The 24,569-nt window shown below is 72.2% G+C and carries 16 protein-coding genes (1 of these 16 cut by a window edge); 7 read left to right on the top strand and 9 right to left on the bottom strand.

All coding sequences use genetic code 11. The features are described from left to right. The first annotated feature begins 89 nt into the window (after positions 1 to 89). Positions 90 to 2,321, top strand: a complete 2,232-nt coding sequence (tap, locus tag ACZ5GP_RS00445) for a telomere-associated protein Tap (protein WP_468748627.1) — start codon at positions 90 to 92, stop codon at positions 2,319 to 2,321. Positions 2,322 to 2,327: 6 nt separating this feature from the next. Continuing rightward, positions 2,328 to 2,885 (top strand): telomere-protecting terminal protein Tpg, encoded by a 558-nt coding sequence (tpg, locus tag ACZ5GP_RS00440; RefSeq protein WP_468748626.1) that lies wholly within the window; start codon positions 2,328 to 2,330, stop codon positions 2,883 to 2,885. 43 nt (positions 2,886 to 2,928) lie between these two features. Here tpg and ACZ5GP_RS00435 read toward each other — a convergent pair whose 3' ends face one another. Next, positions 2,929 to 4,380, bottom strand: coding sequence for a serine hydrolase domain-containing protein (locus ACZ5GP_RS00435; protein ID WP_468748625.1), 1,452 nt, complete (start codon positions 4,378 to 4,380; stop codon positions 2,929 to 2,931). 214 nt (positions 4,381 to 4,594) lie between these two features. On the opposite strand from ACZ5GP_RS00435, the gene ACZ5GP_RS00430 reads away from it, so the two are divergent. Together ACZ5GP_RS00430 and ACZ5GP_RS00425 are read left to right on the top strand one after the other, a co-directional pair. After that, the gene (locus ACZ5GP_RS00430; RefSeq protein ID WP_468748624.1) at positions 4,595 to 5,332 is read left to right on the top strand and encodes a TetR/AcrR family transcriptional regulator C-terminal domain-containing protein; all 738 of its coding nucleotides are present in this window, start codon (positions 4,595 to 4,597) and stop codon (positions 5,330 to 5,332) included. A 226-nt stretch (positions 5,333 to 5,558) separates the two neighbouring features. Beyond that, on the top strand, positions 5,559 to 5,681 hold the full coding sequence (locus tag ACZ5GP_RS00425; RefSeq protein ID WP_468748623.1) for a hypothetical protein: 123 nt from the start codon (positions 5,559 to 5,561) through the stop codon (positions 5,679 to 5,681). Positions 5,682 to 5,687: 6 nt separating this feature from the next. Here the strand turns inward: ACZ5GP_RS00425 and ACZ5GP_RS00420 are convergent, their stop codons facing one another. Further along, complete coding sequence (locus ACZ5GP_RS00420) at positions 5,688 to 6,785, bottom strand: hypothetical protein (RefSeq protein ID WP_468748622.1); 1,098 nt, start codon at positions 6,783 to 6,785, stop codon at positions 5,688 to 5,690. A 166-nt stretch (positions 6,786 to 6,951) separates the two neighbouring features. On the opposite strand from ACZ5GP_RS00420, the gene ACZ5GP_RS00415 reads away from it, so the two are divergent. Beyond that, positions 6,952 to 7,086: a hypothetical protein gene (locus ACZ5GP_RS00415; RefSeq protein WP_468748621.1), complete on the top strand. Its 135-nt coding sequence runs from the start codon at positions 6,952 to 6,954 to the stop codon at positions 7,084 to 7,086. Positions 7,087 to 7,103: 17 nt separating this feature from the next. Here the strand turns inward: ACZ5GP_RS00415 and ACZ5GP_RS00410 are convergent, their stop codons facing one another. Further along, the gene (locus tag ACZ5GP_RS00410) at positions 7,104 to 7,301 is read right to left on the bottom strand and encodes a hypothetical protein (RefSeq protein WP_468748620.1); all 198 of its coding nucleotides are present in this window, start codon (positions 7,299 to 7,301) and stop codon (positions 7,104 to 7,106) included. Between the two features lie 178 nt (positions 7,302 to 7,479). Here ACZ5GP_RS00410 and ACZ5GP_RS00405 point away from each other — a divergent pair, with 178 nt between their 5' ends. Next, positions 7,480 to 8,085, top strand: a complete 606-nt coding sequence (locus ACZ5GP_RS00405) for a dihydrofolate reductase family protein (RefSeq protein WP_468748619.1) — start codon at positions 7,480 to 7,482, stop codon at positions 8,083 to 8,085. Positions 8,086 to 8,140: 55 nt separating this feature from the next. Here the strand turns inward: ACZ5GP_RS00405 and ACZ5GP_RS00400 are convergent, their stop codons facing one another. Genes ACZ5GP_RS00400 through ACZ5GP_RS00375 form a run of 6 tightly spaced genes read right to left on the bottom strand, consistent with a single transcriptional unit; the run spans position 8,141 to position 13,171 of the window. Further along, complete coding sequence (locus ACZ5GP_RS00400; protein WP_468748618.1) at positions 8,141 to 9,259, bottom strand: HAD-IIIC family phosphatase; 1,119 nt, start codon at positions 9,257 to 9,259, stop codon at positions 8,141 to 8,143. A 5-nt stretch (positions 9,260 to 9,264) separates the two neighbouring features. Then, entirely contained in the window at positions 9,265 to 10,242 is a 978-nt protein-coding gene (locus ACZ5GP_RS00395; protein ID WP_468748617.1) for a 3-oxoacyl-[acyl-carrier-protein] synthase III C-terminal domain-containing protein, read from the bottom strand. Further along, the gene (locus ACZ5GP_RS00390) at positions 10,239 to 11,339 is read right to left on the bottom strand and encodes an acyl-CoA dehydrogenase family protein (RefSeq protein WP_468748616.1); all 1,101 of its coding nucleotides are present in this window, start codon (positions 11,337 to 11,339) and stop codon (positions 10,239 to 10,241) included. Before ACZ5GP_RS00390 ends, ACZ5GP_RS00395 begins: the two co-directional genes overlap by 4 nt. Next, entirely contained in the window at positions 11,332 to 11,613 is a 282-nt protein-coding gene (locus tag ACZ5GP_RS00385) for an acyl carrier protein (RefSeq protein ID WP_468748615.1), read from the bottom strand. The genes ACZ5GP_RS00390 and ACZ5GP_RS00385 overlap by 8 nt, the downstream gene beginning before the upstream one ends. 14 nt (positions 11,614 to 11,627) lie before the next feature. Continuing rightward, positions 11,628 to 12,293, bottom strand: coding sequence for an O-methyltransferase (locus ACZ5GP_RS00380; RefSeq protein WP_358585794.1), 666 nt, complete (start codon positions 12,291 to 12,293; stop codon positions 11,628 to 11,630). Next, a complete protein-coding gene (locus tag ACZ5GP_RS00375; RefSeq protein ID WP_468748614.1) occupies positions 12,293 to 13,171 on the bottom strand; it encodes a 3-hydroxyacyl-CoA dehydrogenase family protein in 879 nt (292 codons plus the stop codon). Before ACZ5GP_RS00375 ends, ACZ5GP_RS00380 begins: the two co-directional genes overlap by 1 nt. 1,093 nt (positions 13,172 to 14,264) lie before the next feature. Between ACZ5GP_RS00375 and ACZ5GP_RS00370 the strand changes: the two genes are divergently transcribed. Beyond that, positions 14,265 to 24,569, top strand: the start of a protein-coding gene (locus tag ACZ5GP_RS00370) for an amino acid adenylation domain-containing protein (protein WP_468748613.1). It continues 12,921 nt past the right edge of the window; only the first 10,305 of its 23,226 coding nucleotides appear in the window; the start codon lies at positions 14,265 to 14,267; its stop codon lies off the right edge, out of view.

The raw sequence follows: 24,569 nt of genomic DNA, 5'->3' as shown, positions 1-24,569 counted from the left end.
CCCGCCCCCGCCTTGTGAGCAATCCACGTTAAATCCAATGCTGGTTTCAATGTGTGATGGGGATAGGGTGCGGGGTGGAGGTGAGCTCTGTGCCTACCGAGGACGAGCTGTTCAGCGCCGTGGACGCGCTGCTGGAGGAGGTCGCCCAGGACGACCTTCCCTCGCCGGAAGAGCGCAAGCGTCTGCGCGAGGCCGCCGGGATAAGCCAGGAACAGATCGCGAAGGCCCTGAAGAGCCGGCGGGAGACCGTCGGGAACTGGGAAGCGGGGGTCACCGAGCCCCGGCCGCCGAAGCGAGCCGCATACGCCCGGCTCCTGGAGGGCCTCGCCCAGCGCTTCCCCGCTCCGGATGACGACGCGCCCGCCGGGGCCGGGGCGTCGACGGACGCGGCCTCGCCGCACCCTGTCCCGGCGGTCCCGGAGGCGTTCACCGCTACGGGAGTCGGACCAGAGCCGGGCCCGGCGCGCGCCGACGGGGCGGCGGCGCGCCCGGCACCTGGCCGCTCCGCCAAGCCGCCGACCGCGTCGTCGCGGCGCCCGGGTGCACAGTCGGCGGTGGCGAAGAAGACCACGGCGGGCGCCCCCGCCGATCCCCGCTTCGAGAACGGGCCGCTCGCCGTGATCGACTGCGAGGACGGGCAGGTGTCGGCGTACTGCGTCGGTGGCCTGGTCCTGGACGTGCCCGCGAAGTCCCTCCCGGCACTGGTCGACTGGACGCTGGCCGAGGCGCGGCTCGGGCAGGCCCGGCTGCACCGCAACGGCCGTGACGCCGACCCGATCCTCGTCCTGACCGCGTCCGCGCTGGAGCGCTACGGCCTGCCCGCGGAGCTGTCGGAGCAGGAGCGCCGCCACGGACGGCTCGCGGACGGCCACAAGGTGGTCAAGCAGATCGCCAGGGCCGGTCTCCGGCTCACGCAGCGCGGGCTCGGGCCGTGGGCCCGCGTCTTCCGCGAACCCGAGGGGGCACAGCGGCGCTGCGTCCAGCTGTGCGTCCTGCCGTGGAACGCGCTGGACACCCGGGAGTGGGGCAGGAAGGACGACCCGCAGCTGCTGCTGACGATGCACCCGGCCGACCTCGCCCGCTACCTCGGCCTGTACGCGGCGCGGGTGATGACACCGCGCGGCAGCACCGCGACGACCGGCCTGGAGCTGATGGTCGCGCTGCGCCCGCCGACCCGGGCGGAGAAGGACCCGGCCACCGGTGAGTTCAAGCGGGCCTTCAACGACGACGCCCTCACCGCCCGGTACGACGTGGTGGAGTGCGAGGTCCCCGACGAACACCCCGTGCTCAGGGGCAGGTTCGCCCGGCACCACCTGCGCACTCCGGCGGAGATGCTGATGGAGGAGCCCTACGACTGGTGCCGGCCACTGACCGATGAGGAGTGCGCGAACCAGTTCCTGGTCGCCATCGACATCAACATGTCGTTCGCCGCCGCCGCGAACGGGCTCACCGTCGGGCTCAACGGGCCGACCCACCTGAAGAACGACCCGGCGTTCGACGCCTCGCTGCCCGGCTCGTGGCTGGTCGACCTCTCCCACGTCGACCTGTCCCGCGTCTCCGTGAACGGACGTACCGTCGACGGAGACCGCCTCCCCAGCCCCTTCACGCCCAAGGGCGACCGGCCCCAGGGGCCGGCCTGGTACGCCACCCCGAGCGTCGCCTACGCGGTGGAGCTGGGTTTCGACGTCGCGCCGATCGAGGCGTACGTCCGTACGCGGACGGGCCGCTATCTGGACGCCTGGTACAAGCGGCTGCGTGACGCCTACCTCGAGACCATGGCGGACATGGGCGTCACCGGCGGCCTGGGGGGCGAGGAGTTCCTGGCGGCGATGGCGCGGCGCAAGCAGGTCGATCCGACGATGGCGTTGCTGGAGACCGCGATCAAGGCGACGGCGAAGGGTGGCATCGGCAAGCTCCGGCAGCGCAGCCGGGGTCAGGTGCCGTACTACGAGGAGTACCCGGCGCTCAAGCGGGAGACGTGGCGGCCCGACATCCGGGCCGCCGTGCTCGCGAACCAGCGGGTGGGCCTGCACCGCAAGCTGATGAAGACGGCGGCCGCCGCCGACCTGTACCCGGTGGCGATCGGCACCGACGCGATCGTCTACCCCTCGCCCGGTCCGTGGCCGCTGGACATCCTGCCGCTCACCCCGGAGGGCAAGCCCGTACCGGGCACGTTCCGGCTCGGGGTCTCGCCCGGGATGGTCAAGCACCAGGGCACCCAGACCGTCCTGTGGGCGGAGCAGCAGTTCGAGGAACACGGCGGGGTGTTCAACATCGCCAACCTCATCAAGACCGACCAGAGCGCCGGAGAAGGGGAGTAGCAGGTCATGGCCGACTCCGTCGGGGACAGTCTGGACCGCGCGCTGGAGTCGGCGTTCACCCGCCGCGTCCCCCAGAGCGCCCAGGCGCAGATGAAGTACCTCGTCAAGCAGCTCAAGGGCACCAAGGCCGCCGCCCAGACGCTCGGGATCTCCCAGCGCACGGTCGAGCGGTACGTCGCGGGCCAGTTCAAACGGCCCCGCCAGGAGCTGCGCGCCCGCCTGGAACACGAGGTCAAGAAGCGCTGGCAGCCGCAGATCCGCGCGAGGGCCAGGAAGAAGGCGGCGACCACGGACGGCCTGGTGCTCTCCACCCGGGCCCGCTTCGGCTTCGAGGCCGCCGCGGGCACGACCGACGACGCCCGGATCCGCGACATCACCCAGGCCCTGCCGCCGCAGTGGGCCGACCGTCTTTTCACCGCCCGCGAGCAGGGCGCGAGCGAACGGCAGCTCCAGCAGATCGCCGCCGACGGCCTCGCGCAGATGTACTTCCGCGCGAACGACTCCCGGGCCCACGGGCTCGGAGTGGAGTTCAGCGACGTGGAGCAGCTCGACATCGAGCTGTGACCCTGGCGGCACCTGACCTGCACCGCCACGCGGCGCGCGGTCGTCAGGCGACCTTCGGGGCCGCCCTCATCCCGATGTACACGCACGCCGTGCCGTCGGCCAGGGTGGAGAAGACGACCGGCATCCAGTCGGCGCTGTAGGCGCCGCTGCCGGGCCCGGCGAAGACCGTCGGGGAGACCGGGGCGAGGTCCATCTCCAGCGGCGGCGAGAAGTCCTTCATGCCGTCGACGAACGTGTACACCAGGTGGGCCGTGCCGCCCTGTTCGGTGACGGTGATCTCGACGCCCTCGCGCTTGTACGTGCCGCACAGCGGGGCGAGGTCCACCACGGGCGGCTCGGCGGGCGGCGCGAAGGGGGCGGGCATGCGCACCCCGGCGAGCTCACCGAGCAACTCGTCGAAGAGGTCCGCGTAGAGCTGGCGGGCGTCGCCGCCGTTGGTGAGCAGGACGAGCGCCACGCCCGCCGAGGGCACCACGCGCAGGAAGCCGTACTGGCCGATGGAGGCGCCGTCGTGCCCGAAGCCCGGGATGCCCGACCAGTCGTACAGCGTCCACCCGAGGCCCCAGCCGTCGGCGCTGACCGTCCACTTGTCGGGGACGCCCACCTCGCGCCGCCGCATCGCGGCGACACTGTGCGGGCTCAGTACCCGGACGCCTTCGGGGCTCTTGCCGTTCTCCAGGTGCATCCTGGCCAGCCGGGCCACGTCACCGGCGGTGGCGAGCACCCGGCCGTAGGGGCCGGCGGAGCGCGGCATGAGGTCCCACGTGGGGGCGGGGGTGGGTTCCTCGCCCAGCTCCCCCAGGTGACCCATCGCGGTGCGGTGGGCGAGCGCCTCCTCGGGGAGCGTCATGGTGTGCGTGAGGCCGAGCGGGGCCAGGAGCCGTTCCTTGAGCGCCTGGTCCCAGGTCCGGCCCGTGAGGACCTCGACGATACGGCCGAGCACGTTGTAGCCGAGGCTGCTGTAGGAGACGGCGGTGCCGGGCGGGCAGTCGAGGCCCACGTCCCTGGCGGCCTCCACATAGCGGGCCAGGCAGTCGTCGCCCCGGCCCGAGTCGTAGGTGAAGTCGCAGGTGAGTCCGCTGGTGTGGGAGAGCAGTTGCCGCGTGGTGATGGTGCGGGTGGCCTCCTCGTCGGCGACGACGAAGTCCGGCAGCACGTCTCGTACCGGGGCGTCGAGGTCGAGCGCGCCCGAGTCCACGAGCTGCATGATCAGGGTGGCGGTGTAGATCTTGGCGAGGGAACCGAGCTGGAACACCGAGTCGGGGGTCGCGTCCACTCCGGTGCCGCGGTGCAGGACGCCGCTCGCCAGTTCCTGGACCTCCCCGTCGACGAGGACGGCCAGCGTGGCACCCGGAACGTGGTGGGCGATGCGGAGCTGGTCGAGCCGTGCCTGCCAGTGACCCAGGTACAGCTTGTGGCCCTCGGAGTCCCGGGTCCCCCAGTCGCCCTTGGCCGACCAGGTTCCCTGCGCGTCCCAGCTCAGGCTCTTCGGCATGACTGCTCCCTCGGTATGCGAATGACGTTCTCCCGTTGCGAACACTGTACGCATAAGGGCGCAGCGTTCACAATGGTGGGGGTTGTATGCGTGGGCTTCCGGAGTGCGCGCCGACCCGCGCGGTGCAGCGTTACGCGCAGTGCGTACGGCGTACCCCTTTGCGTACGTCATGAGCTAGGGTGACGGGAAAACGAGAAGAAGGGCGTGGACCCGCATGCAGCAGGCCGGCCAGCAGCCGATCCCCTCCGTATGGACCCGCCCGCGCCGTCGGCGGGAACCGCTGACCCGCGAGCGCATCGTGGCAGAAGCCGTGCAGCTGCTGGACGCCGAAGGAATCGAAGCGCTCAGCATGCGCGGCCTCGGCAACCGGCTGAACGCCGGGGCCACCTCGCTCTACCGCCACGTGGCCAACCGCGACGAGCTGATCGAGCTGGTCGTCGACGAGGTCTACGGCGAACTGCGCATCCCGGCGGCCAGGGACGAGACCGAGTGGCGGGACGCCGCCGTGGACGCCGCCCACAGCCTGCGGGCCATGGCGCTGCGTCACCCCTGGGTCGCCTCCGTACTCGGTCAGGTCGGCCTGTCCCACCTCGGCCCCAACGCGATGCGGATGGCGGACCAGCTGCTCGCCCTCTTCGAGACCGCCGGCTTCCCCTCGCGCGAGACCGACCGGGCCATGAGCACCCTCGTCTCCTACGTCATCGGCATGGCCACCTCCGAGGCCGCGTACCTGTCGATGATCGCCCGCAGCGGCAGCACCGAGCGGGAGTGGGTGGAGAGCCTGCGCCCGGCCCTCGAAGAAGCCACCCGCGAACACCCGCGCCTGGCGGAAGGCCACGCGGCCCAGCGGGACAAGGACCCCGCGAAGGTGCGCGACGAGACCTTCGCCTACGGACTCCAGTGCGCCCTCGACGGGCTGGAGGCCCGCCTCGCCCACAACAGGTCCGCCTGACGCTCCGCGACCCTGCGGCGGACCGGCCCCTCCCCGTCGCCGCTTCCTGCCAGGCCCGCGACGGCGCATACACCTGCGGCCGTCGTCAGGGCGGCCTCGATGTAATCACTCGCGGCTTGCCGCCCCCGCGCGTCGATACACGCGGCGGGTGCATCTGCTTCTTCGAGCCGCCCTTGGTAGCCCCGGCGCGAAGGGGGAGGGAGAGCCGGTTCGGGGGAGGTGGAGCATGGCATGGCTTGGGCAGGCCTGGAGTGTGGTGCTGCCAACTGCACCGCTGGTCTGCCGGAACACGGAGCGGATCGGCGGCCGGATGCTCATCACTTCTGGGCCGGGGCCCACCGCCGAGTAGCGCCGGCTACGACCGCGTCGCTCTCGCGCACGCGTCCCCGGAGGGCTGGACCCGCCCGACCGGCGCGCTGCGGTCGTACGGGTCGACCTCCGCACCGGACTCGTCCGCCCGGCGGTCCTTGCCGAAGGGCGGGACCAAGTAGCCCGTGGGGGCACCGCAGCCGCCGTTGGTCATGTCGTACTTGTACGAGACGATCGAGAACGTGCCGGGCTCGGTGCTGACCTTGTCAGGGTCGTCCCAGCTCAGGACCAGCTCGCGCCGGACGATCGTGCGTACGATCTCGTCGTCGCCACCCGCCTCCGCGCGCATCACCGGGTAGACGAAGGTGACGTCGGCGGTCACCTGGAGCGCGCCGCGCTCGCCCTCCCGGTAAGTGAGTCGGCCCCGGGTCTTCACGACGTCACCGACCAGCCGGGTGCGGGAGGGCTGGAAGCGGCTGAACAGGAAGAGAGGGTCGCCCTTCTCGCTCGGGGTTCGGAAAGCGGTTCTCAGCAGGCGCTGCACGTCTTCTTGGTGCGGGTTGATCAGTGAGATGGCCTTCTCGGGGCGCTCGCCCCGCAACACCCCGCGGTCCAGGCCCGACGCGACGAGGAAGGCCCGGCTGCGGGCGAGGGCCCGCTCGACCTCGGCCGCGCTCATCCAGCCGACCGCCTCGGCCTTCGGCACGCTGATCCCCGCCGCTCCACTCGCCCAGCGCGCCGCCGGTGAACCGCGGAACGGCTCCCGCACGGTGGGGCGTTGGGCCGCCTCGGCCGGAGGTGCCTCGGTCGGACGGGCGGTCTCGGCCTCCACCTGCGGGGAGTCGGCGCCGGCGAACAGGTCCACTGTCCGCCCCGGCGCGAGCGCCACCACCAGCACCACCACCAGCGACCCCAGTAGCCCGGCCACGTACCAGCCAGTGCGCCGCTTGGGCCGAGCGGGCGCATGGGTGCGCCAGCCCTTCAGGTCGCGGCTGGGCTCAGCGCGCAGCCGCTTTGCCACGTCGCGGGCCCGCGACGACGGCTCCTTGGGCGCGTCGGCCACACCCGCCACCGACTCACGCAGGAACCGCTCCCACTCCTCGTCGGACCTCGACGAGCCGTCCGGCTCCGTACCCGCGCCCATCCCCTATCCCTCTGACCATGCGTAGACCGCGGCCCACTCATCGGGGACGCGTCCGCATGATGACACGGAGCGCGGCCAGCGAAGCCGGCTGGGTGACTGGTGTGGGTGCGCCCCCTCCGAGGCAGCCGTTGGCCGCGCCGGTGCCTTGCGTGGTGGCTCCCTCGGCGTGGGCCCCGTTGTCGCCCCGCTCGCCCACAACACCGTCGCGAAGGGACGACGGCGGGCCCACAAGCCCGAGCAGGGCAACGTCGAGGCCTACCCGTGGCAGGTCGGGCTCGACGCCCTCCAGGCAGAGGGCTGACCTCTCCCGGGCTGTCCCTACTGGCGTGCCTCGCGCTCCGCCTTCCGTCGATAGATGTCTTGCGTTGCAGAGGTGACGATCCCGGCGACGAAGGCGACCGGGCTGCCATAGAGCAAAGGAGGACCCACATCGGTCATCCAGTCCCCGATGGCGAGACACGTGACAACGTCGATGTAGCAGAAGAGGAACAGTGCCCCTGCCCCGAGCTTCGTCATCGGCCCCCCTCTGATCACAGCTCTCTCGCTTGCAGCATGCCCGGCCCGTCACCGCCCGACACAGTCGAGGGCGGCCGGCGGAGGACTACGCGGTCACGGCGGCCGCATCCGGCGCGACCGATGAGTTTGTGGTTCCCGACCGGTCCAAGCATGTGACAGCCCAGGAAAGGACACCGTCATGTCTGAACTTCTCGTCGACTTCATCACCTCCCTCGACGGCCACGCGTCGGGAGAGGGGTGGCCCGGGTTCTGGGGTTTTGAAGGCCCGGAGTACCTCGCATGGCTCGGCGAGCAGCCCGAGGCCACCTACCTGATGGGATCGAACACCTACCGCCTGATGTCGGGCTTCGCCGCAGGCGGGGTCCCGAACGGCCAAGACGAGTTCAGGCCCGAAGAAGAGGCGTCCGTCGACGAACTCACGCAAGCGTCCAAAGTGGTGTTCTCCTCCTCGCTCGCGGAGCCACTGACGTGGGCCAACTCCACGCTCGTCCGCGACGACGCCGTCGAGGCGGTCCGCGCGATGAAGTCGAGCGGTCCGGGGCTCCTCAGCACCATCGGCAGCCTCAGTCTGTGCCGGTCCCTGCTGCGGGCCGGACTCGTCGACCGCTTCCGGGTCGTGATGTTCCCGGTGATCACCGGTGCGACGGGTGAAGAACGCATCTACGACGGCTATCCGGACGTCGCCCTCGAGATGACCGAGCACCGCACCTTCGACGGCCGCATCCAACTGGTCGAGTACAGGCCCCGCGTACTCGACCACCCGCCGCTCGGCGTCCCCGCGTGAGGCGCCCGGCCCGCCGGTCCGGACGGCCGCCGGGCCGGCGCGCGGGCCCCCGACGTCATTCCGCGTGCGCCCACGGGACCAGGTCGGGCGAGTCACCGAACAGACGTGGTGCCCGTACGGTCAGATGCGCGGGGGCGTCCTGCCTGGCCGGTTCGAGGGCGAGAGTCTGTACGCCGTCCTGCTCCGCCGCAACGGCGTCGTCGGTGTGCTCGCGGAAGCCCGCGAAACGGTAGGCGACCTCCATCATGCGGTTGCGTTCGGTGCGCCGGAACCCGGCGGTCAGCAGGACCCCGGCACGGGCGGCCTCGTCGGAGAGCCAGCGCAGCAGCGCCGCCCCCACGCCGAAGGACACCACACGGCAGGAGGTCGCGAGCAGCTTGATGTGCCAGGAAGCAGGGCGCCGCTCCAGCAGGATCACCCCGATCGCGCCGTGCGGGCCGAAGCGGTCGACGAGCGAGGCGACGAGCACCTCGTGCTCCTCGTCGGCCACCAGGGCGCGCAGGGCCTCATCGGAGTAGTGCACGCCCGTCGCGTTCATCTGGCTGGTGCGCAGGGTCAGCTCCTCGACCCGGGAGATCGCCTCGTCGCCGGCCCGCTCGATGCGCAGCTCCAGGCCGAGCGAGCGCAGGAACTCCTCGTCATTGCCCGTGTGCTCGGTCCGCTCGGCCTCCCGTCGGACACCGGCCTGGTACATCTGCCGCCGCCTGCGGGCGTCGCCGGTGACGACGGCCGGGGTGAACTCGGGGCGGCCGGGCAGGCCGAGGGCATCCTCCGCCGGATAGCAGCGCACCTCGGGCAGGTGGAACTCGACCTCGGCGCGCTCGGCGGGCTGGTCGTCGATGAAGGCGATCGTCGACAGCGCGAAGTTCAGCTCTTCGGCGATGGCCCGTACGGAAGCCGACTTGGCGCCCCAGTTGATGTGCGGCAGCACGAAGTACTCCGCGATGCCCAGCTTCTCCAGGCGGGCCCAGGCGTGGTCGTGGTCGTTGCGGCTCGCGACGGCCTGGAGGATGCCGCGCGAGTCCAGTTCGGTGATCACCTCGCGCAGGCCTTCGTGGAGCACGACCTCGCCGTCCTCCACGAGCGTGCCGCGCCACAGAGTGTTGTCCAGGTCCCAGACCAGGCATTTGATCGTCGGCCGCGCCTCGTTCGGCTGCCGCGCTTCGGTCGTCACCGGCTTCACACCTCCCACAACGTCACCGTCCACGCGGCGACCGGACTGTTGCTCAGGACGAGGACGTGCCCCCCGGGGCCGACCTCACCGGAGGCGAGGAGGCGGTCCAGGTTCAGGACCACGTCCATCGGGCCGAGGTGGCCCAGCTCCGCCAGGTGGGTGGCGCAGACGGGGTGGATCTGGAGGCCCAGCGTGGCCTTGTAGAAGTCGAAGGCGCTGGAGGTGACGTTCTGCATCAGGGTGGCGGCCACGTCGTCCTTGCCGATCCCCGCGTCCGCGAGCACTTGGTCGACGAGTCTGCCGAGCCTGGTGCGGCTGTGCATGGCCAGCTCGAAGGAGTAGCGGTCGTTGTCGTCGCACACCTCGCGCCACTGCGACCAGGGGTTGTTCTTGTACTCGACCTTGAACAGGTCGTGGAAGGAGCTGTCCGCCTCCATGCGGTGCGCCTTGAGCAGCGGCCGGCCGCCGCGCACCAGCGTCATGGCGAACGCGCCGTCGCCGATCACCGTGACGGGGCGGCGCACCCGGTCGGCGGCGGTGGGCCGGCTGCCGTAGGTGAGCAGGACGCTTTGCCGGGACGGGTCGCCGTTGAGCAGGTCCCTGCCGAGCGCCCAAGCCGCCGACGAGCCGGCGCAGCCCAGGCCGTCGACGGTGAAGGGGAAGATGCCGGTGAGCCCCGCGAGATGGGCGATCTTGCCCGCGTCCGAGCCGATCAGTACGTCCGGTGCGCGGGAACCGATGTGCAGCATCAGGTCGGGGTCGCCGGGATGTGCGGCGAGCAGTTCCCGGCAGGCCCGCGCGGCGAGTTCGGTCGGTTCGGTGTCGGGGAAGACGCCGACCGACTTGATGCCGGCCTGTCCGGCGAACCTCAGTTCCTCTTCGGTGAGCCTGGCCAGTTCGGGCAGGTCCTCGACGGCCACACGTTCCTCGGGCAGCAGGCAGTGGATCGCGCCTATTCCTATGTCTTCGCCGGCCGTCGTCATGCCACACCCTCCAGCGCGCGCTCGGCGAGGATCAGCTGGCAGATCTCGTCGCTGCCCTCGATGATCTGCATCAGCTTGGCGTCCCGGTAGGCGCGGGCCACCGGTTCACCGTCCACCGACCCCGCCGAGGCGAGTACCTGCACCGCGGTGGCGGCGGCGTGTGCCGCGTGGCCCGCGGCGACGTGCTTGGCGAGCACCGCCTCGCCCGACAGCTCGGGGGAGCCGCTGTCCCAGCGGTCGGAGGCGTGCTCGCATACCCGGGTGGCGGTCTGCTCGGCGACGAGCAGCTCCGACAGGTGCCGGGCGACGAGCTGGTGCTCGGCCAGCGGCTTGCCGAACTGCTCGCGGCGGCGGGCGTGGGAGGCGGCGGCCCGCAGGCAGCCGCGGATGATGCCGACGCACCCCCACGCCACCGAGAGGCGGCCGTAGGTGAGGGCGATGGTGGTCAGCAGGCCGAGCGACTGGCTCGTGCCCGAGAGCACGCGGGTCGCGGGCAGGCGTACGTCGTCGAGGACCACGTCCGCGTGGCCCGCGGCGCGGCAGCCGAGGGGCTGGGCGACGGGGTTCACCGTGACACCGGGGGTGTCGGTGGGGACGACGACGGCCGCCGCGCCGTCCTGGTAGCGGCCGAAGACGACGACGACGTCGGCGTAGGCGGCGGCGGTCGACCACACCTTGTGCCCGTTCAGGACCACCTCGTCGCCGTCGTCCGCGATCGTGGTGGCGATCGCGGAGAGGTCGCTGCCGGCCTGCGGTTCGCTGAACGCCACGGCGGCCAGTGAGCCCGAGGTGAGCCGGGTGAGCTCCGCCGAGCGCTGGCGGCGGGTGCCGAAGCGCTGGATGGTCCAGGCGGCCATGCCCTGGGAGGTCATCACCGACCGCAGCGAACTGCACAACGCCCCCGCGTGTGCCGTCAGTTCACCGTTGGCCCGGCCCGTCAGACCGCGCCCGCCGTACTCGGCGGGCACCTCGGCGCACAGCGCGCCCTTGGCGCCGAGCCCGCGCAGCACCTCCGGGGGGATCGCTCCCGCCAGGTCCCACTCCGCGGCCCGGTCGGCGATCTCCGCACCGATCAGGGCCGCGAGTTCGTCACTCACCGGAGCCCGCTTCGGCGAGCCGGAGCACCAGGTCCGTCATGGCGTTGACCGTACGGAAGTTGTCGATGCGCAGGTCGGGGCCCTCGACGGCGATGCCGAAGGTCTTCTCGACGTGGACCACCAGCTCCATGGCGAACAGGGAGGAGACCCCGCCGGTCGCGAAGAGGTCGGTGTCCACCGCCCAGTCGGTCTTGGTGCGCTCCTCCAGGAACCGCCGCAGCTCGGTCCTGACGTGCTCCGCCGACAGGGGAGGGGTGGTGGTGGGCTCGCTCATCTCCGTGCTTCCTCTCAGGGCTTCTTGTGGACGAGGGTCAGGCCGTCGGCGACGGCGAGCATGGAGATGTCCACGCGCTCGTCGTCCCGCAGCAGGGCGTTGAGTTCACGGATGGCCAGGGTGTCCGGGTCCTGTGCGGCGGGGTCGACGACCTTGCCGAAGAAGAGGGTGTTGTCCAGGACGAGCAGCCCGCCGGGGCGCACCAGGGTGAGCGCCTGCTCGTAGTAGCGGACGTAGTTGGCCTTGTCGGCGTCGAGGAAGGCCAGGTCGAAGCCGCCGGGGCCGTGCTGCGCACGCAAGTCGTCGAGTGTCCGCGCGGCGTCGCCGAGCCGCAGGTCGATCAGTTCCCCGACCCCGGCCCGCTCCCAGTAGCGCCGGGCGACGGCGGTCCAGCGTTCGCTGATGTCGCAGGTGACGACCTTGCCGCCGGGCGGCAGGGCGCGCGCCATGCACAGGCTGCTGTAGCCGGTGAAGGTGCCCACCTCCAGGACGCGGCGCGCCCCGGTGACCCGTACCAGGAGGGCGAGGAGCTGGGCCTCCTCCGGCAGGACCAGCATCGCCTGGAGCATGGGCATGCCCGCGGTCTCGGCGCGCAGCTCGCGCAGCACGTCGTCGTCGCGCAGCGACATCTGCCGTACGTAGTCGAGAAGCGTCTCGTCGACGGCGAGCTGACCGGCCATCAGGAAAGCACTCCCGTATAGGTGTAGAAGCCCTTGCCGCTCTTGCGGCCGTGCTCGCCCGCGGCGACCTTCCGCAGCAGCAGCTCGCACGGGCGGCAGCCTTCGTCGCCGGTGCGCTCGTGCAGTACCCGCAGGGAGTCCACGAGGTTGTCGATGCCGATCAGGTCGGCGGTGCGCAGCGGTCCGGTGCGGTGGCCGAGGCAGTCCTGCATCAGGGTGTCGACGTCCTCGGCGCTCGCCCTGCCCTCCTGCACGACGCGGGCCGCGTCGTTGATCATGCGGTGCAGTACGCGGCTGGTCACAAAGCCGGGGCCGTCGCCGACGAACACACCTCGCCGGCCGAGCGCGGTGAGAAGTCGCCCGACCGACTCCGCGGCCCGGGGCGAGGTGCGCGAGCCGCGGATCACCTCGACGGTGCGGATCAGATACGAGGGGTTCATGAAGTGGACGCCGAGAAGGGCCTCGGGGCGCGGGAGCTTCGCGGCCAGTTCGTCCACCGGGATGGAGGAGGTGTTGGTGATCAGCGCGGTGTCCTCACCGACCGTGCCGCTCACTTCGGTCAGTGCCGCGATCTTCAGGCCGGCCTCTTCGGTGATCGCCTCGATCACCACGTCCGCATCCGCGCAGTCGGCCGCAGAGGCACCCGTGACCAGTTCGGCGCGGGGCTTCCCGGAGCGGACGCCCATGAGCTGTGCGGTGCGCAGTTCGCGCTCGATCCTGGCCGGGGCGTCCGCCCGCTTCGCCGGATCGGTTTCCACCAGAACCACCGGAACACCGTGTTCGAGGGCGAGTGTGGTGATGCTGACCCCCATGACGCCGGCGCCGAGAACGGCCAGCCGCGGGGTGGGATCTTCCTCTGTCACCGCGTACCTCCCCATGCCAGGCGGTTGACATACATGAATGGTTCACTCGGGAAGCGGGTATGGACGTCCGCCCGGCACGCGAAGAACGCGCGAAGATATCGTCGTGTGGCGCCACCACGGCGGAATTCTTCATTCCGGAAACTCGGATACCGGTCGGCGAGACGCTCGAAGGGTCGCAATGCGACGCCGCGTTCCTTCCCCTCGATCCGACGCCGGACGACCGTAGCATGATTGTTCCCCGGTGGCGCCAGGGGCCAATGGCCCCTGAATCCCCAGGACTCCGCCGTGAATGCCGGACGGCCTGCGGCTTCTCTCTTTTTTGCGGCTTCTTCATTCTTCGGTGCATATGTCGGGGGCAGGTGGGGAATAGGTTTCCCGGTTCGGTCCGCACGCCTCGCGGCGGTGCGGACCGTCCGTCTGTCGACGCGCGTGAGGGGAAGGGGAGCAAGCGGCAGGGGGCTGCGGCAAAAGCGGTCCAAGCTCCCGCACTTGGGCACAATCGGACGGATCGGCGGGCGGGTGCGCACTACGGAGGGTGGGCGTACCGACCGGACCGGGTTACCGCGGGTCTGCCGGACCCCGCGGGGGTTCCTGTCCGGAAACCGTCGCCCGGAAGGCCTCCCGACGCGACGGAACGGAAGCCCCCGGAGAAGTGGTTTTGGCTGGCCAACGAGGGTTCGGCGCAGTTTAGTTGAATATCTGATCAGGTGTGGACGCGTAAATGATCACATGGTTGCCGCTTCTGGATATCAAGTGTTAGATTTCAGTTGACCGATGAAGCTGACGGGGGGTCGACCGCTGAGCATGCCTACGGACAGTGACGCAAGTGGAGTTGACGGCCGTCGCTCTTCGCTTCGCCCGGTCAGTCTCGTGACAGTTGGTCCGGACAATCCCTCGACTGATGCCTCGCCGCACCGGCAGGCACCTTTTCCACGCGCACGTGAGTTCCGTCTCATGTAGGCCGACCGCGAGCCGACACTCTTGATCGGTGCTGAATATCTTCAGCCCTCATTGACGAATTGTTCACCTTGGACCGCGCCGCATTGTGGCGCGGTGCTGTGGGCCGCCCTAATTCGAGCCGCAAGGCACCCGGATGAGACGAAGGTCTATGGACGACAAGCGTGCTCTTCTCCTGAAGCTGCTGGCATCCGTGCGGCAACAGGCTGCTCCCACCACCGCGTCGCGACGCCCCACCGAGGACATCGCGGTCATCGGCCTCGCGGGGCGCTATCCCCGTGCGCGGACACCGGACGAGCTGTGGCGCAACGTCGTCGAGGGCCGCAACTGCGTCAGCGAGGTGCCCACGGACCGCTGGGACGTGGACGCGCACTACCACCCGGACGCCAAGGACGGGCGCGCCTACAGCAAGTGGGGCGGCTGGCTCGACGACGTCGACAAGTTCGACCCGCTGCTCTTCCAGATCTCTCCCTCCGACGCGGAGGAGATGGACCCGCAGGAACGTCTCTTCCTGGAGACCGCCTGGGCCGGCATCGAGGACGCCGGGTACCGCCCGCGCGGGCTGGGCGAGCACGGCGCGGTGGGTGTGTTCGCCGGGGTGATGAACAACGACTACGAATGGCTCGCCGGGCACAGCAGCGCCTTCGGCGAGCACACGCACGCGCGCTCCGCCCACTGGTCGATCGCCAACCGGGTCTCCTACGTCCTCGACCTGCGCGGGCCGAGCCTGACCGTCGACACCGCCTGCTCCGCGTCGCTGACCGCCATCCACCTGGCCTGCGAGAGCCTGCGCCGCGGCGAGTGCGCCATGGCGCTCGCCGGCGGGGTCAACCTCATCCTGCACCCCATGCACCTGCGGATGCTGGCCGACCGTCAGATGATCTCCCGCGGTGACGAGTGCCGCAGCTTCGGCGCCCACGCGGACGGCTTCGTCGACGGCGAAGGGGTCGGCGCCGTCCTGCTCAAGCCGCTGCGGGCGGCCGAGGCCGACGGCGACCGCGTCTACGCGGTGCTCAAGGGATCGGCGATCAACGCCGGTGGCAAGACCAGCGGTTACACCGTGCCGAACCCCACCGCCCAGGCCGAGGTGATCACCGCGGCCCTGCGCCGGGCGGACGTCGCGCCGGACACCGTCGGCTACGTCGAGGCACACGGCACCGGTACACCCCTCGGCGACCCCATCGAGATCGCCGGACTGCGTGAGGCCTTTCGCGCCGGCGCCGACGCCGTCCCGGGCGGCTGCGCCATCGGCTCCCTCAAGTCCAACATCGGGCACCTGGAGTCGGCGGCGGGCATCGCGGGCCTGACCAAGGTGCTGATGCAGTTCAAGCACGGTGTCCTGCCGCCGTCCCTGCACTCGGCGGAGCTGAACCCCGACATCGACCTGACCGGCACCCCCTTCCACGTACAGCAGGAGGCCGCGCCCTGGCACCGTCCCGTGCTGCGCGACCAGGACGGGCGAAAGACACAAGGGCCGCGCCGGGCCGGCATCAGCTCGTTCGGCGGCGGTGGGGCCAACGCCCACTTGATCGTCGAGGAGTACCTGGCACCGCCGGCCGGGCCCCGCGCGTCCGCGCCCGGCGGTTCGCCGGAGGAACTGATCGTCCTGTCCGCGCTGAGCGAGGAGCGGCTGCGGGCCTACGCGCGCGAGCTCGCCGACTTCCTCGACCGGCGGCCGGGCACGGGGCAGCCGCTCGACGAGTGCGTCCGGGTGGCCGCCGACATCTTGCGAGTCCAGCCGCAGGACCTCGACGCCGATCTCGAACTCGCCGAGTACGGGCTCGGCGCGGCCGAACTGGCCGTGCTCAGCGAACGCCTCGGCCTCGCGACGACCGTCTCCGACAGGACCACCCTGCGAGAGCTGGCCCGTGCCGGGTCCGACCCCGCGCCGTCCCTCGCCGACTTCGCCCACACGCTGCGAGTCGGCAGGGAGCAGCTCGACGTGCGCCTCGCCTTCCCCGCGCGTGAACTGGCCGATGTCCAGGCCGTGTTGCGGGATGTCGCGGACGGCGTGGAGAGCGGCATCGCGCTGCACGACGCGGCTCGCGGCCGCCGCTCGCTCCCCACCGACGCTGCCGACCGGCTGACGCGCGCCCTGACCGACGGCGACCTGAGCGAGGCCGCCCGGCTGTGGACCCAGGGCATCGAGGCCCGGTGGCCGGACAGCGGCGCCCGCCGCATCGGCCTGCCCACGTACCCCTTCGCGCGCAAGCGTTACTGGATACCCGAGCCCCCACGGACGGCGCAGCCCCTACGTGACGCGTCCGCGCCAACGGTGCGCCAGGAGATACGTGCCGACGCCGTACCCGGCGATCTCATACCCGCCGATCCGGTGGCCGCCGACGCCGTACGCGCCTCCGTGCGGGGGCTCACCGGGGCGGACGACGCCGCGCCGACCGCGTCGAAGGCGCGCGAGGACGCCCCGGAGCTGGGTTTCTACCAGCCGGTCTGGTGCCCGCAGGAACGTCCCGGGCCCGCGCACCGCACCACCAGCGCCGAAACCGCTGCCTACGAGGGCCACGAGGTGGCCGTCCTCACCGCCGGTGAACCCGGCCCGCTCGCCGAGGCGTTACTCCGCCACCACCCCGGAGCCCGCCTCCTGCGGCTCGACCGCGAGGACCCGGCCACACTGCTCGCCCGGCCCGTGCGGCACCTGTACCACCTCGGCGGACTGCACCGCCCCGACAGCCTCGAAGCCGCGCTGCGCGACGGGGTGCTCGCCCTCTTCCGCAGCCATGGCGCAGGCCCCCGGATCACCGTCGTCACGGCCGGCGCCCACGACGACAACCCCCACGCGGCGGGCATCCTCGGATACGCCCAGGTCCTCGCCGCCGAATGCCCCCACCTCGACATCACCTGCGTCGACATCGAGGGCACCGACACGGCGGACGCCCTGCCCGCGCTCCTGGCCGAACCCCCGCACCCGGCGGGCCGCGCCGTCCTGCTGCGGGCCGGCCGCCGCCACGTACGGCAACTCGTGCGCACCCCCGTACCCGCGCCCAGGCGCCCGCCCTACCGCCCCGGCGGCACCTACCTCATGGTCGGCGGCAGCGGAGGCATCGGCCGGGCCCTGTCCGAAGAGCTCGCGCACCGCTACCGGGCCCGCATCGTGTGGATCAGCCGAGGCGAACTCGACGCCGAACAGCGCGCCACCGCCGACCGCGTGCGCGAGGCCGGGGGGCGGCTGCTGCACCTGCGGGCGGACGCGTCCGACCCCGCGGCGCTGAGCGACGCCGTCGCCGAGGCCAGAGGGCGGTTCGGCGCCCCGCACGGCGTCTTCCACGCGGCCATGACGTTCAACGCCAGCACCATCGCCGAGCTGACCGAACCGGAGCTGCGCGCGGCCCTCGCCGCCAAGGTCGACGGAGCCCTCGCGCTCGTGGCGGCGCTGGGCGACGAGCCCCTGGACTTCCTCGCCCTCTTCAGCTCGGTCGGCTCCTTCGTCAGCGCGGCGGGCAACGCCGCCTACGTGGCGGCCAGTTCCTTCCTCGACTCCTACGGACGCCACCTCTCGACCCGGCTCCCGTATCCCGTACGGGTGGTGAACTGGGGCTACTGGGGGCGGGTCGGCTCCGGGGCGCAGCCAGGGCTCCAGGAGGTGTTCCGCAGGACGGGCGTCGCCGAGTTCACCGTGCGCGAAGGCCTCGACTGCCTGGAGCGGGTGCTGGCCGAAGGCCCCGTCCAGGTCATGCCGATCCGCGCCGACGCGCGGGCCCTCGCGGCCCTCGGCCACCGCGCGTCGCCGCTCGGCGAGCGGTTCACCGCGCCCGCACCGGCCGGGCCCGGCGCCGACGCCGTCATCGAGGGTTACGACCGCCTCTCCACGCTCTGCGAAGCGGCGCTGCTCGGCGTCTACCGGCGGATGGGCGCCTTCCTGCGGCAGGGCGAGCGGGACAGCGTCACGGCGCTCGCGGACCGGCTGGGCATCGTGCCCAAGTACCGTCGGCTGCACGCGGCCCTGCTCAACATCCTCGCCGACGCCGGGCACCTGACCGTGCACGGCGACGCCGTGGAGGTCCTCGCGGCGGACGCGGACCCGGACGGCGCCGACGGCGCGGGCACGAGCGTCGAGTACGCCGAGCGCGAGCTGGACCGGATCGCCGCCGACCATCCGGACATCCGGGCCACGGTGGAGCTGACCCGGCTGTTCCTGCGCCACTATCCGCAGGTGCTGCGCGGCGAGACCGGTGCGACCGAGATCATGTTCCCGAACGCGTCGATGGACCTCGTCCAGGACTTCTACCGGGGCAATCCGCTCACCGACTCCCTCAACGAACTCGTCGCCGAAGCGGTCACCGACCACGCCCGGCAGCGCGTCGAGGAGCTGGGCGCGGGCGAGCGGCTGCGCGTCGTCGAGTTCGGCGCCGGCACCGGAGCGACCACCGAGCGCGTGCTGCCCGCCCTCGCCGGCTGGGCCGACCGGGCGGAGTACGTCTTCACCGACATCTCGCCGCAGTTCCTGGAGAGCGCCGAGCAGCGGTTCGGCACACGCCATCCGTTCACCCGGTTCCGTACGCTCAACCTCGAACGCGACCTGGCGGAACAGGGCCACACCCCCGGCAGCGCCGACATCGTCGTGGCCACCAACGTCGTGCACGCCACCGGCGACCTGCGTGCCACCCTGCGCAAGGCCCGGGAGCTGCTGCGTCCCGGCGGCAGGCTCGTGCTCAACGAACTGACCGCGATCCGCAGCAGCATCACCGTCACCGGCGGGGTCCTCGACGGCTGGTGGGCCTTCACCGACGAGGCACTCCGCATCAAGGACGCGCCCCTGGCCACCGCGCAGACCTGGCAACGGCTCCTCCTGGAGGAGGGCTTCGCCGACGCCCTGGTCCTGGACCGGGGCGCCCACCTCGGCCAGCACGTGATCATCGGTGTGAACGCGGGCGCCGGCCACCGCGCACCGGTGACCGCCCCCCGCGAGGCCGCGCCGCCCGCCACGGCCAACCCCTCCGGCCGCGGCCCGCTGGACACGCTCCGCCGCATCGTCACGGCCACCCTCAAACTGGACGAGCCCGTCGACCCCGACCGGCTCCTCGCGGACTACGGCTTCGACTCACTGAGCGGCATGAAGATCGCCGCCGTCATCGAGGAGGACCTGGGCGTCCGGCTGCGGCTGAGCGACCTCCTGGAGCACGCCACCCTGCGCGAGCTGAGCGACCACATCGGCGAGCTGACCGGCGCGGTGCCCGACAGCGCCGCCCCGGCGCCGCCGCTCCGCTTCCCCCTGTCGGCCGGCCAGCGCGCCCTGAGCGTCATCGAGCAGACAGCGCCCGGCACGTACGCCTACAACCTGCCGCTCGCGTTCTGGCTGGAACCGGGGACCGACCCGACCGCCCTCCGCGAGGCGCTACAGACCATGGTGGACCGCCATCCCCAGCTCCGCGCCCGCCTGGACGGCGACCACCAGATCGTGGAGGAGCGACAGCAACTGGCCTTCACCGAGAGGCGGTTGGACACCCCGTCCGCGGACCTCGTGCGCGAGGCGGCCAGGGAGTGCGTCCGCGAGCCCTTCGACCTGGGGCGCGGGCCCCTGCTGCGGGTCACGCTGTTCACCCTCGCCGACGCCCGGCAGGTGCTGCTGCTCACCTTCCACCACATCGTCTTCGACGGCCTGTCCATCGCCGTCTTCCTGCGCGAGCTGTCCGCGTACTACCGGGGACAGCCGCCCGCCGACGAGCCGCCCGCCACCTTCGCCGACTTCGTCGACTGGCAGCGGGACCTGCTCGGCTCACCACGCGGCGAGCAGCTGCGCTCGTACTGGCTGCGCCGGCTCTCCGGCGACCTGCCCACGCTGCAACTCCCCTTCGACCGGCCCCGCCCGGCGGTGCCCGGCCACCGGGGAGCCTCCGTCGAAGGGCACCTGGACGCGGCCCGCGTCCGGGCGGCACGGGACCTCGCGGGCGACGAGCGGACCTCCCTCTTCGCGGTGCTCCTCACCGTCTACACGACACTCCTGCACCGCTACTCGCAGCAGGACCGCGTCCTCATCGGCACCCCGGTGGCCGGCCGGCCCTCCGCCCGCTACACCGACGTCCTCGGCTACTTCATGAACATGGTCGTCCTCAAGCACGACATCGCGGACGGCCAGGACTTCCGCGGCCTGCTGCGCCAGGTGCGGGACACCACCCTGGAGGCCCTGGAGCACAGCGACTACCCGCTGCTGAGCCTCGCCGAGGAGCTGCGCGCCTCGCGCCTGTTCGACACCGCCTTCTACTTCCAGAACTGGGTCGAGGACGACACCGACGTCCGCCCGGTCGCCGGCGTGTTCCACGGTGTCCATCAAGAGGGCGAGTTCGACCTCACCCTGGAGGTCGTGGAGGAGCGCGAGGGCGCCCGCTACTGCCTCAAGTACGACCCGGACCTCTTCGACGAGGACACCGTGCGCGGGCTCGGCGAGCACTTCTGCCTGCTGCTCGACTCCGCCCTCGCCACCCCCGACCGCGAGCTGGGCGCCCTGTCCCTGCGCAGCCCCGCCGACACCGCCCGCGCCCAGGAGCGGCAGCGGCTCACGCGCCGCGACTTCCCCGCCGACCGCGTGCTGCCCACCCTCCTCGCCGAACAGGCCCTGCGCACCCCCGACGCCGTGGCGGTGGCCGACCGCGGCACGACGCTGACCTACCGCGAACTGAGCATGCGCGTCACCACGTTGGCGGCCCGCCTGCGGGGCCGAGGAGTGGCACCGGGACGCAACGTCGGGGTGCTCGTCGAGCGGTCCGCCGACATGCTCGTCGCCCTGCTCGGCGTCCTCGCCGCGGGCGGCGCCTACGTGCCGCTCGACCCCGGCTACCCGGCCGACCGGCTGCGGTACATGGCCGAGGACGCCGGGCTGCACCTGCTGATCACCGGCCCGGGGGCCCGCGTCGACCTCGGCGCGCCGGTCCTGGTCATCGAGGCCGAGGACGAGCCCACGGGCGGCCCCGAGACGGGTGAACTCCCCGCGCCCGGCCCGGACGACACCGCGTACGTGATCTACACCTCGGGCTCCACCGGCCGCCCCAAGGGCGTCCAGGTGCCGCACCGGGCGCTGGCCAACCTGCTCCTGTCCATGGCCGAGGAGCCGGGACTGACGGACAAGGACCATCTGCTCGCGCTCACCACCGTCTGCTTCGACATCGCCGCCCTCGAACTGTTCCTACCGCTGATCACCGGCGGCCGGGTGGAGATCGTGCCCGCGGAGATCGCGCGGGACGGCGTCCTCCTGCGCAAACTTCTGGAGTCCAGCCCCGCCACCGTCGTCCAGGCGACCCCCGCCACCTGGAAGATGCTGCTCGCGGCCGGCTGGACGGGAGCACCGGGGCTGAAGGTGCTGTGCGGGGGAGAGGCGCTGGACCAGGACACCGCGGAGCTGTTGCTCGCCCGCGCGGGCCAGGTCTGGAACATGTTCGGACCCACCGAGACCACCATCTGGTCGGCCGTGTGCCGGCTCGCCCCCGGCGAGCGCGTCACCATCGGCCACCCCATCGCCAACACCGGCCTGTACGTCCTCGACGCGCGGGGCAGGGCGGTACCGCCCGGGATGCCCGGCGAGCTGTACATCGGCGGCGCGGGCCTCGCCACGGGCTACCTGGGCCGCCCCGAACTGACCGCCGAACGGTTCGTCACCCTCGACGGCGAGCGCCGGTACCGCACCGGCGACCTGGTGCGCGAACTGCCCGACGGCCGCATCGAGTACCTGGGCAGGCTCGACGCCCAGGTGAAGGTGCGCGGCTTCCGGATCGAGCCCGGCGAGGTCGAGGCCGCGCTGCGCGCGCAGGACGGCGTCCGCGAGGCCGCCGTGGTCGCCCGGCCGGTCGGCGGCGAGAACGTCCTGCACGCCTTCCTCGTCCTCGACGCGGGAGCCACCGCCCCGCCCCGCGACGCGCTCGCCGAGCGGCTGCCCGCCCACATGGTCCCCGACGTCCTGGTGGAGCTGGACGCCCTGCCCCGCACGCTCAACGGAAAGGTGGACCGCGGCAGACTGGGCCGGGCACCGCTGGCGGAGCTGCACGGCGAGGTGACTCTGCCGGAGCTGCGCGACGGGGCGCCGACGGCCGAGCGAGGACACACGGGCAGTGCGGCCGCGCGCGGAACCGATGCCGCCGTCCGCGCCGCCGCCGCCCGCATTCCCGAGCTGACCGGTCTCATCGCCGACATCCTCGACACGGACCCCGGGCAAATCCCCGCCGACGTACCGCTCGGTCGGCTCGGCATGAACTCGATCAGCTTCACCGTCCTGAGCACGCGCGTCAGCGAGCGGTACGGGATCGAGGTCCTGCCCACGCTGTTCTACCGCCATCCGACCGTCGTCGCGGTCGCCGCGCACCTGAGCGAGGTCCTCGGGGACGCCGTCGGTGCCGCCGGATCCCCCGCCGAGGAGACCCCCGCCGCAACCGAACCGGCCGAGGCCGTGCCCGACGCCGGCCGTCCCGTCCCCCGCGGCGGCGACGTGGCCATCGTCGGCATGGCCGGGCGGTTCCCCGGCTCCGCCGACCTCGCGGAGTTCTGGGACCACCTGGAGCAGGGCAGGGACCTCGTCACCGAGATCCCCGGCGACCGCTGGGACTGGCGGGCGCACACCGGTACGTCCCGTTCGCGCTGGGGCGGCTTCCTCCCCGGCGTGGACCGCTTCGACGCCGCCTTCTTCGGCATCTCGCCGCGCGAGGCCGAGCTGATGGACCCCCAGCAGCGGCTGCTCCTGGAAGTGGTGTGGGCGGCGGTCGAGGACGCCGGGTACCGCCCGAGCGACCTCGCGGGCAAACGCGTCGGCGTCTTCATCGGCACCACCAACTCCGACTACGCCGAAGTGCAGCGCGCCGGCGGCAGGTCCGCCGAGGCGCACACGCTCACCGGCGCCGCGCTGTCGGTCATCCCCAACCGTGTCTCCTACCTCCTCGACCTGCGCGGACCGAGCGTCGCGGTCGACACCGCCTGCTCCAGCTCGCTCACCGCCGTCCAGCAGGCCGTCGGCGCGCTGCACGAGGGCACCTGCGACCTCGCCGTCGCGGGCGGCGTGAGCCTCATCCTCGACCCCCGGCTCTACGACGCCCTGAGCCGCAACGAGATGCTCAGCGAGGACGGCCGCTGCAAGGCCTTCGACGCCTCCGCCAACGGCTATGTGCGGGGCGAGGGCGTGGGCGTCGTCGTGCTCAAGGACCACGCGCGGGCCCGCCGCGACGGCGACCGCGTGGCCGCGGTGATCAAGGCCGTCGTCGTCAACCACGGCGGCCGCACCACCTCCCTCACCTCGCCCAGCCCGCACGCGCAGGCGGAGCTGCTGGTCGAGGCCTACCGCGCGGCCGGCGTCGATCCCCGCACGGTCGGCTACATCGAGGCGCACGGCACCGGCACGGCCCTCGGCGACCCCATCGAGATCAGCGGCCTGACCGAGGCCTTCGCACGGCTCGCCGGGGACGGCGCGGCGACCGGAGCCGAGGGCGTGCGCTGCGGCATCGGCTCGGTGAAGACCAACATCGGCCACCTGGAGGCCGCCGCGGGCATCGCCGGACTGCTCAAGGTGGTCCTCGCGCTGCGCCACCGGACCATCCCGGCCAGCCTGCACTTCCGCGAGCGCAACCCGTACCTCGACCTGGACGGCGGCCCCTTCGAGATCGTGGACACCACCCGGCCGTGGCCGGCGCCGCCCGCCGCGGACGGCGCGGCGCCGCTCCGCCGCGCGGGCGTCAGCTCCTTCGGCTTCGGCGGCGCCAACGCCCACGTGGTGATCGAGGAGGCCCCGGCGGGAGCGGACGCCGCGCCCGCCGACGACAGCACGGACGCGGAGCTGTTCATCCTGTCGGCGAGGACCGAGCGGGCCCTGCGGTCGCAGGCCGGGCGGCTCGCCGCGCACATACGCGCCGCGCGGCCCGCGCCCGCCGACGTCGCCCACACCCTGCGCGTCGGCCGCGAGGCCATGGACGAGCGGCTGGCCTTCGTGGCCCGCGGCCGCGCCGAACTCCTCGCCTGCCTCGACGCCTCCGCCGAGGGCCGCGACCCCGAGGGCGCGCTGCGCGCCCGGGTCGGCGCGGCGCAGCGCCGCGCCGCCGCCACGCGCGGCAACGCCTGGCGGGAGTTCGTCCGGGCGCTGTCCGCCGAGGGCGACCTCGAGTCGCTGGCCCGGCTCTGGATCGACGGCGCCGACGTGGACTGGTCCTGGCTGCCGCGAGGGCACCGCATCGAGCTGCCGACGTATCCGTTCGAGCCGACCCGGCACTGGGTCGACGCCGTCCCCGGCGCCCCGGCCACGGCCACCGCACGCCCCGCGTCGTCGGCGCTGCTCGACGAGAACGTCTCGACCTTCGGCGGGACCGCCTTCGCCAAACACCTCACCGGCGCGGAGTTCTACCTGGCCGACCACCGGGTCGGCGACGAACTCGTGCTCCCCGGCGTGGTCTACCTGGAGATGGCGCGGCTCGCCGGCGAGCGCGCCCACGGCACCGCCCCCGTGCGGCGCGTCGACGAGATCGTCTGGGCCGCG

It is taken from the genome of Streptomyces sp. NPDC031466 (assembly GCF_055581265.1).
Note: the sequence above shows the minus strand (reverse complement) of the source record. Positions and strands in the feature narration are given on the sequence as shown.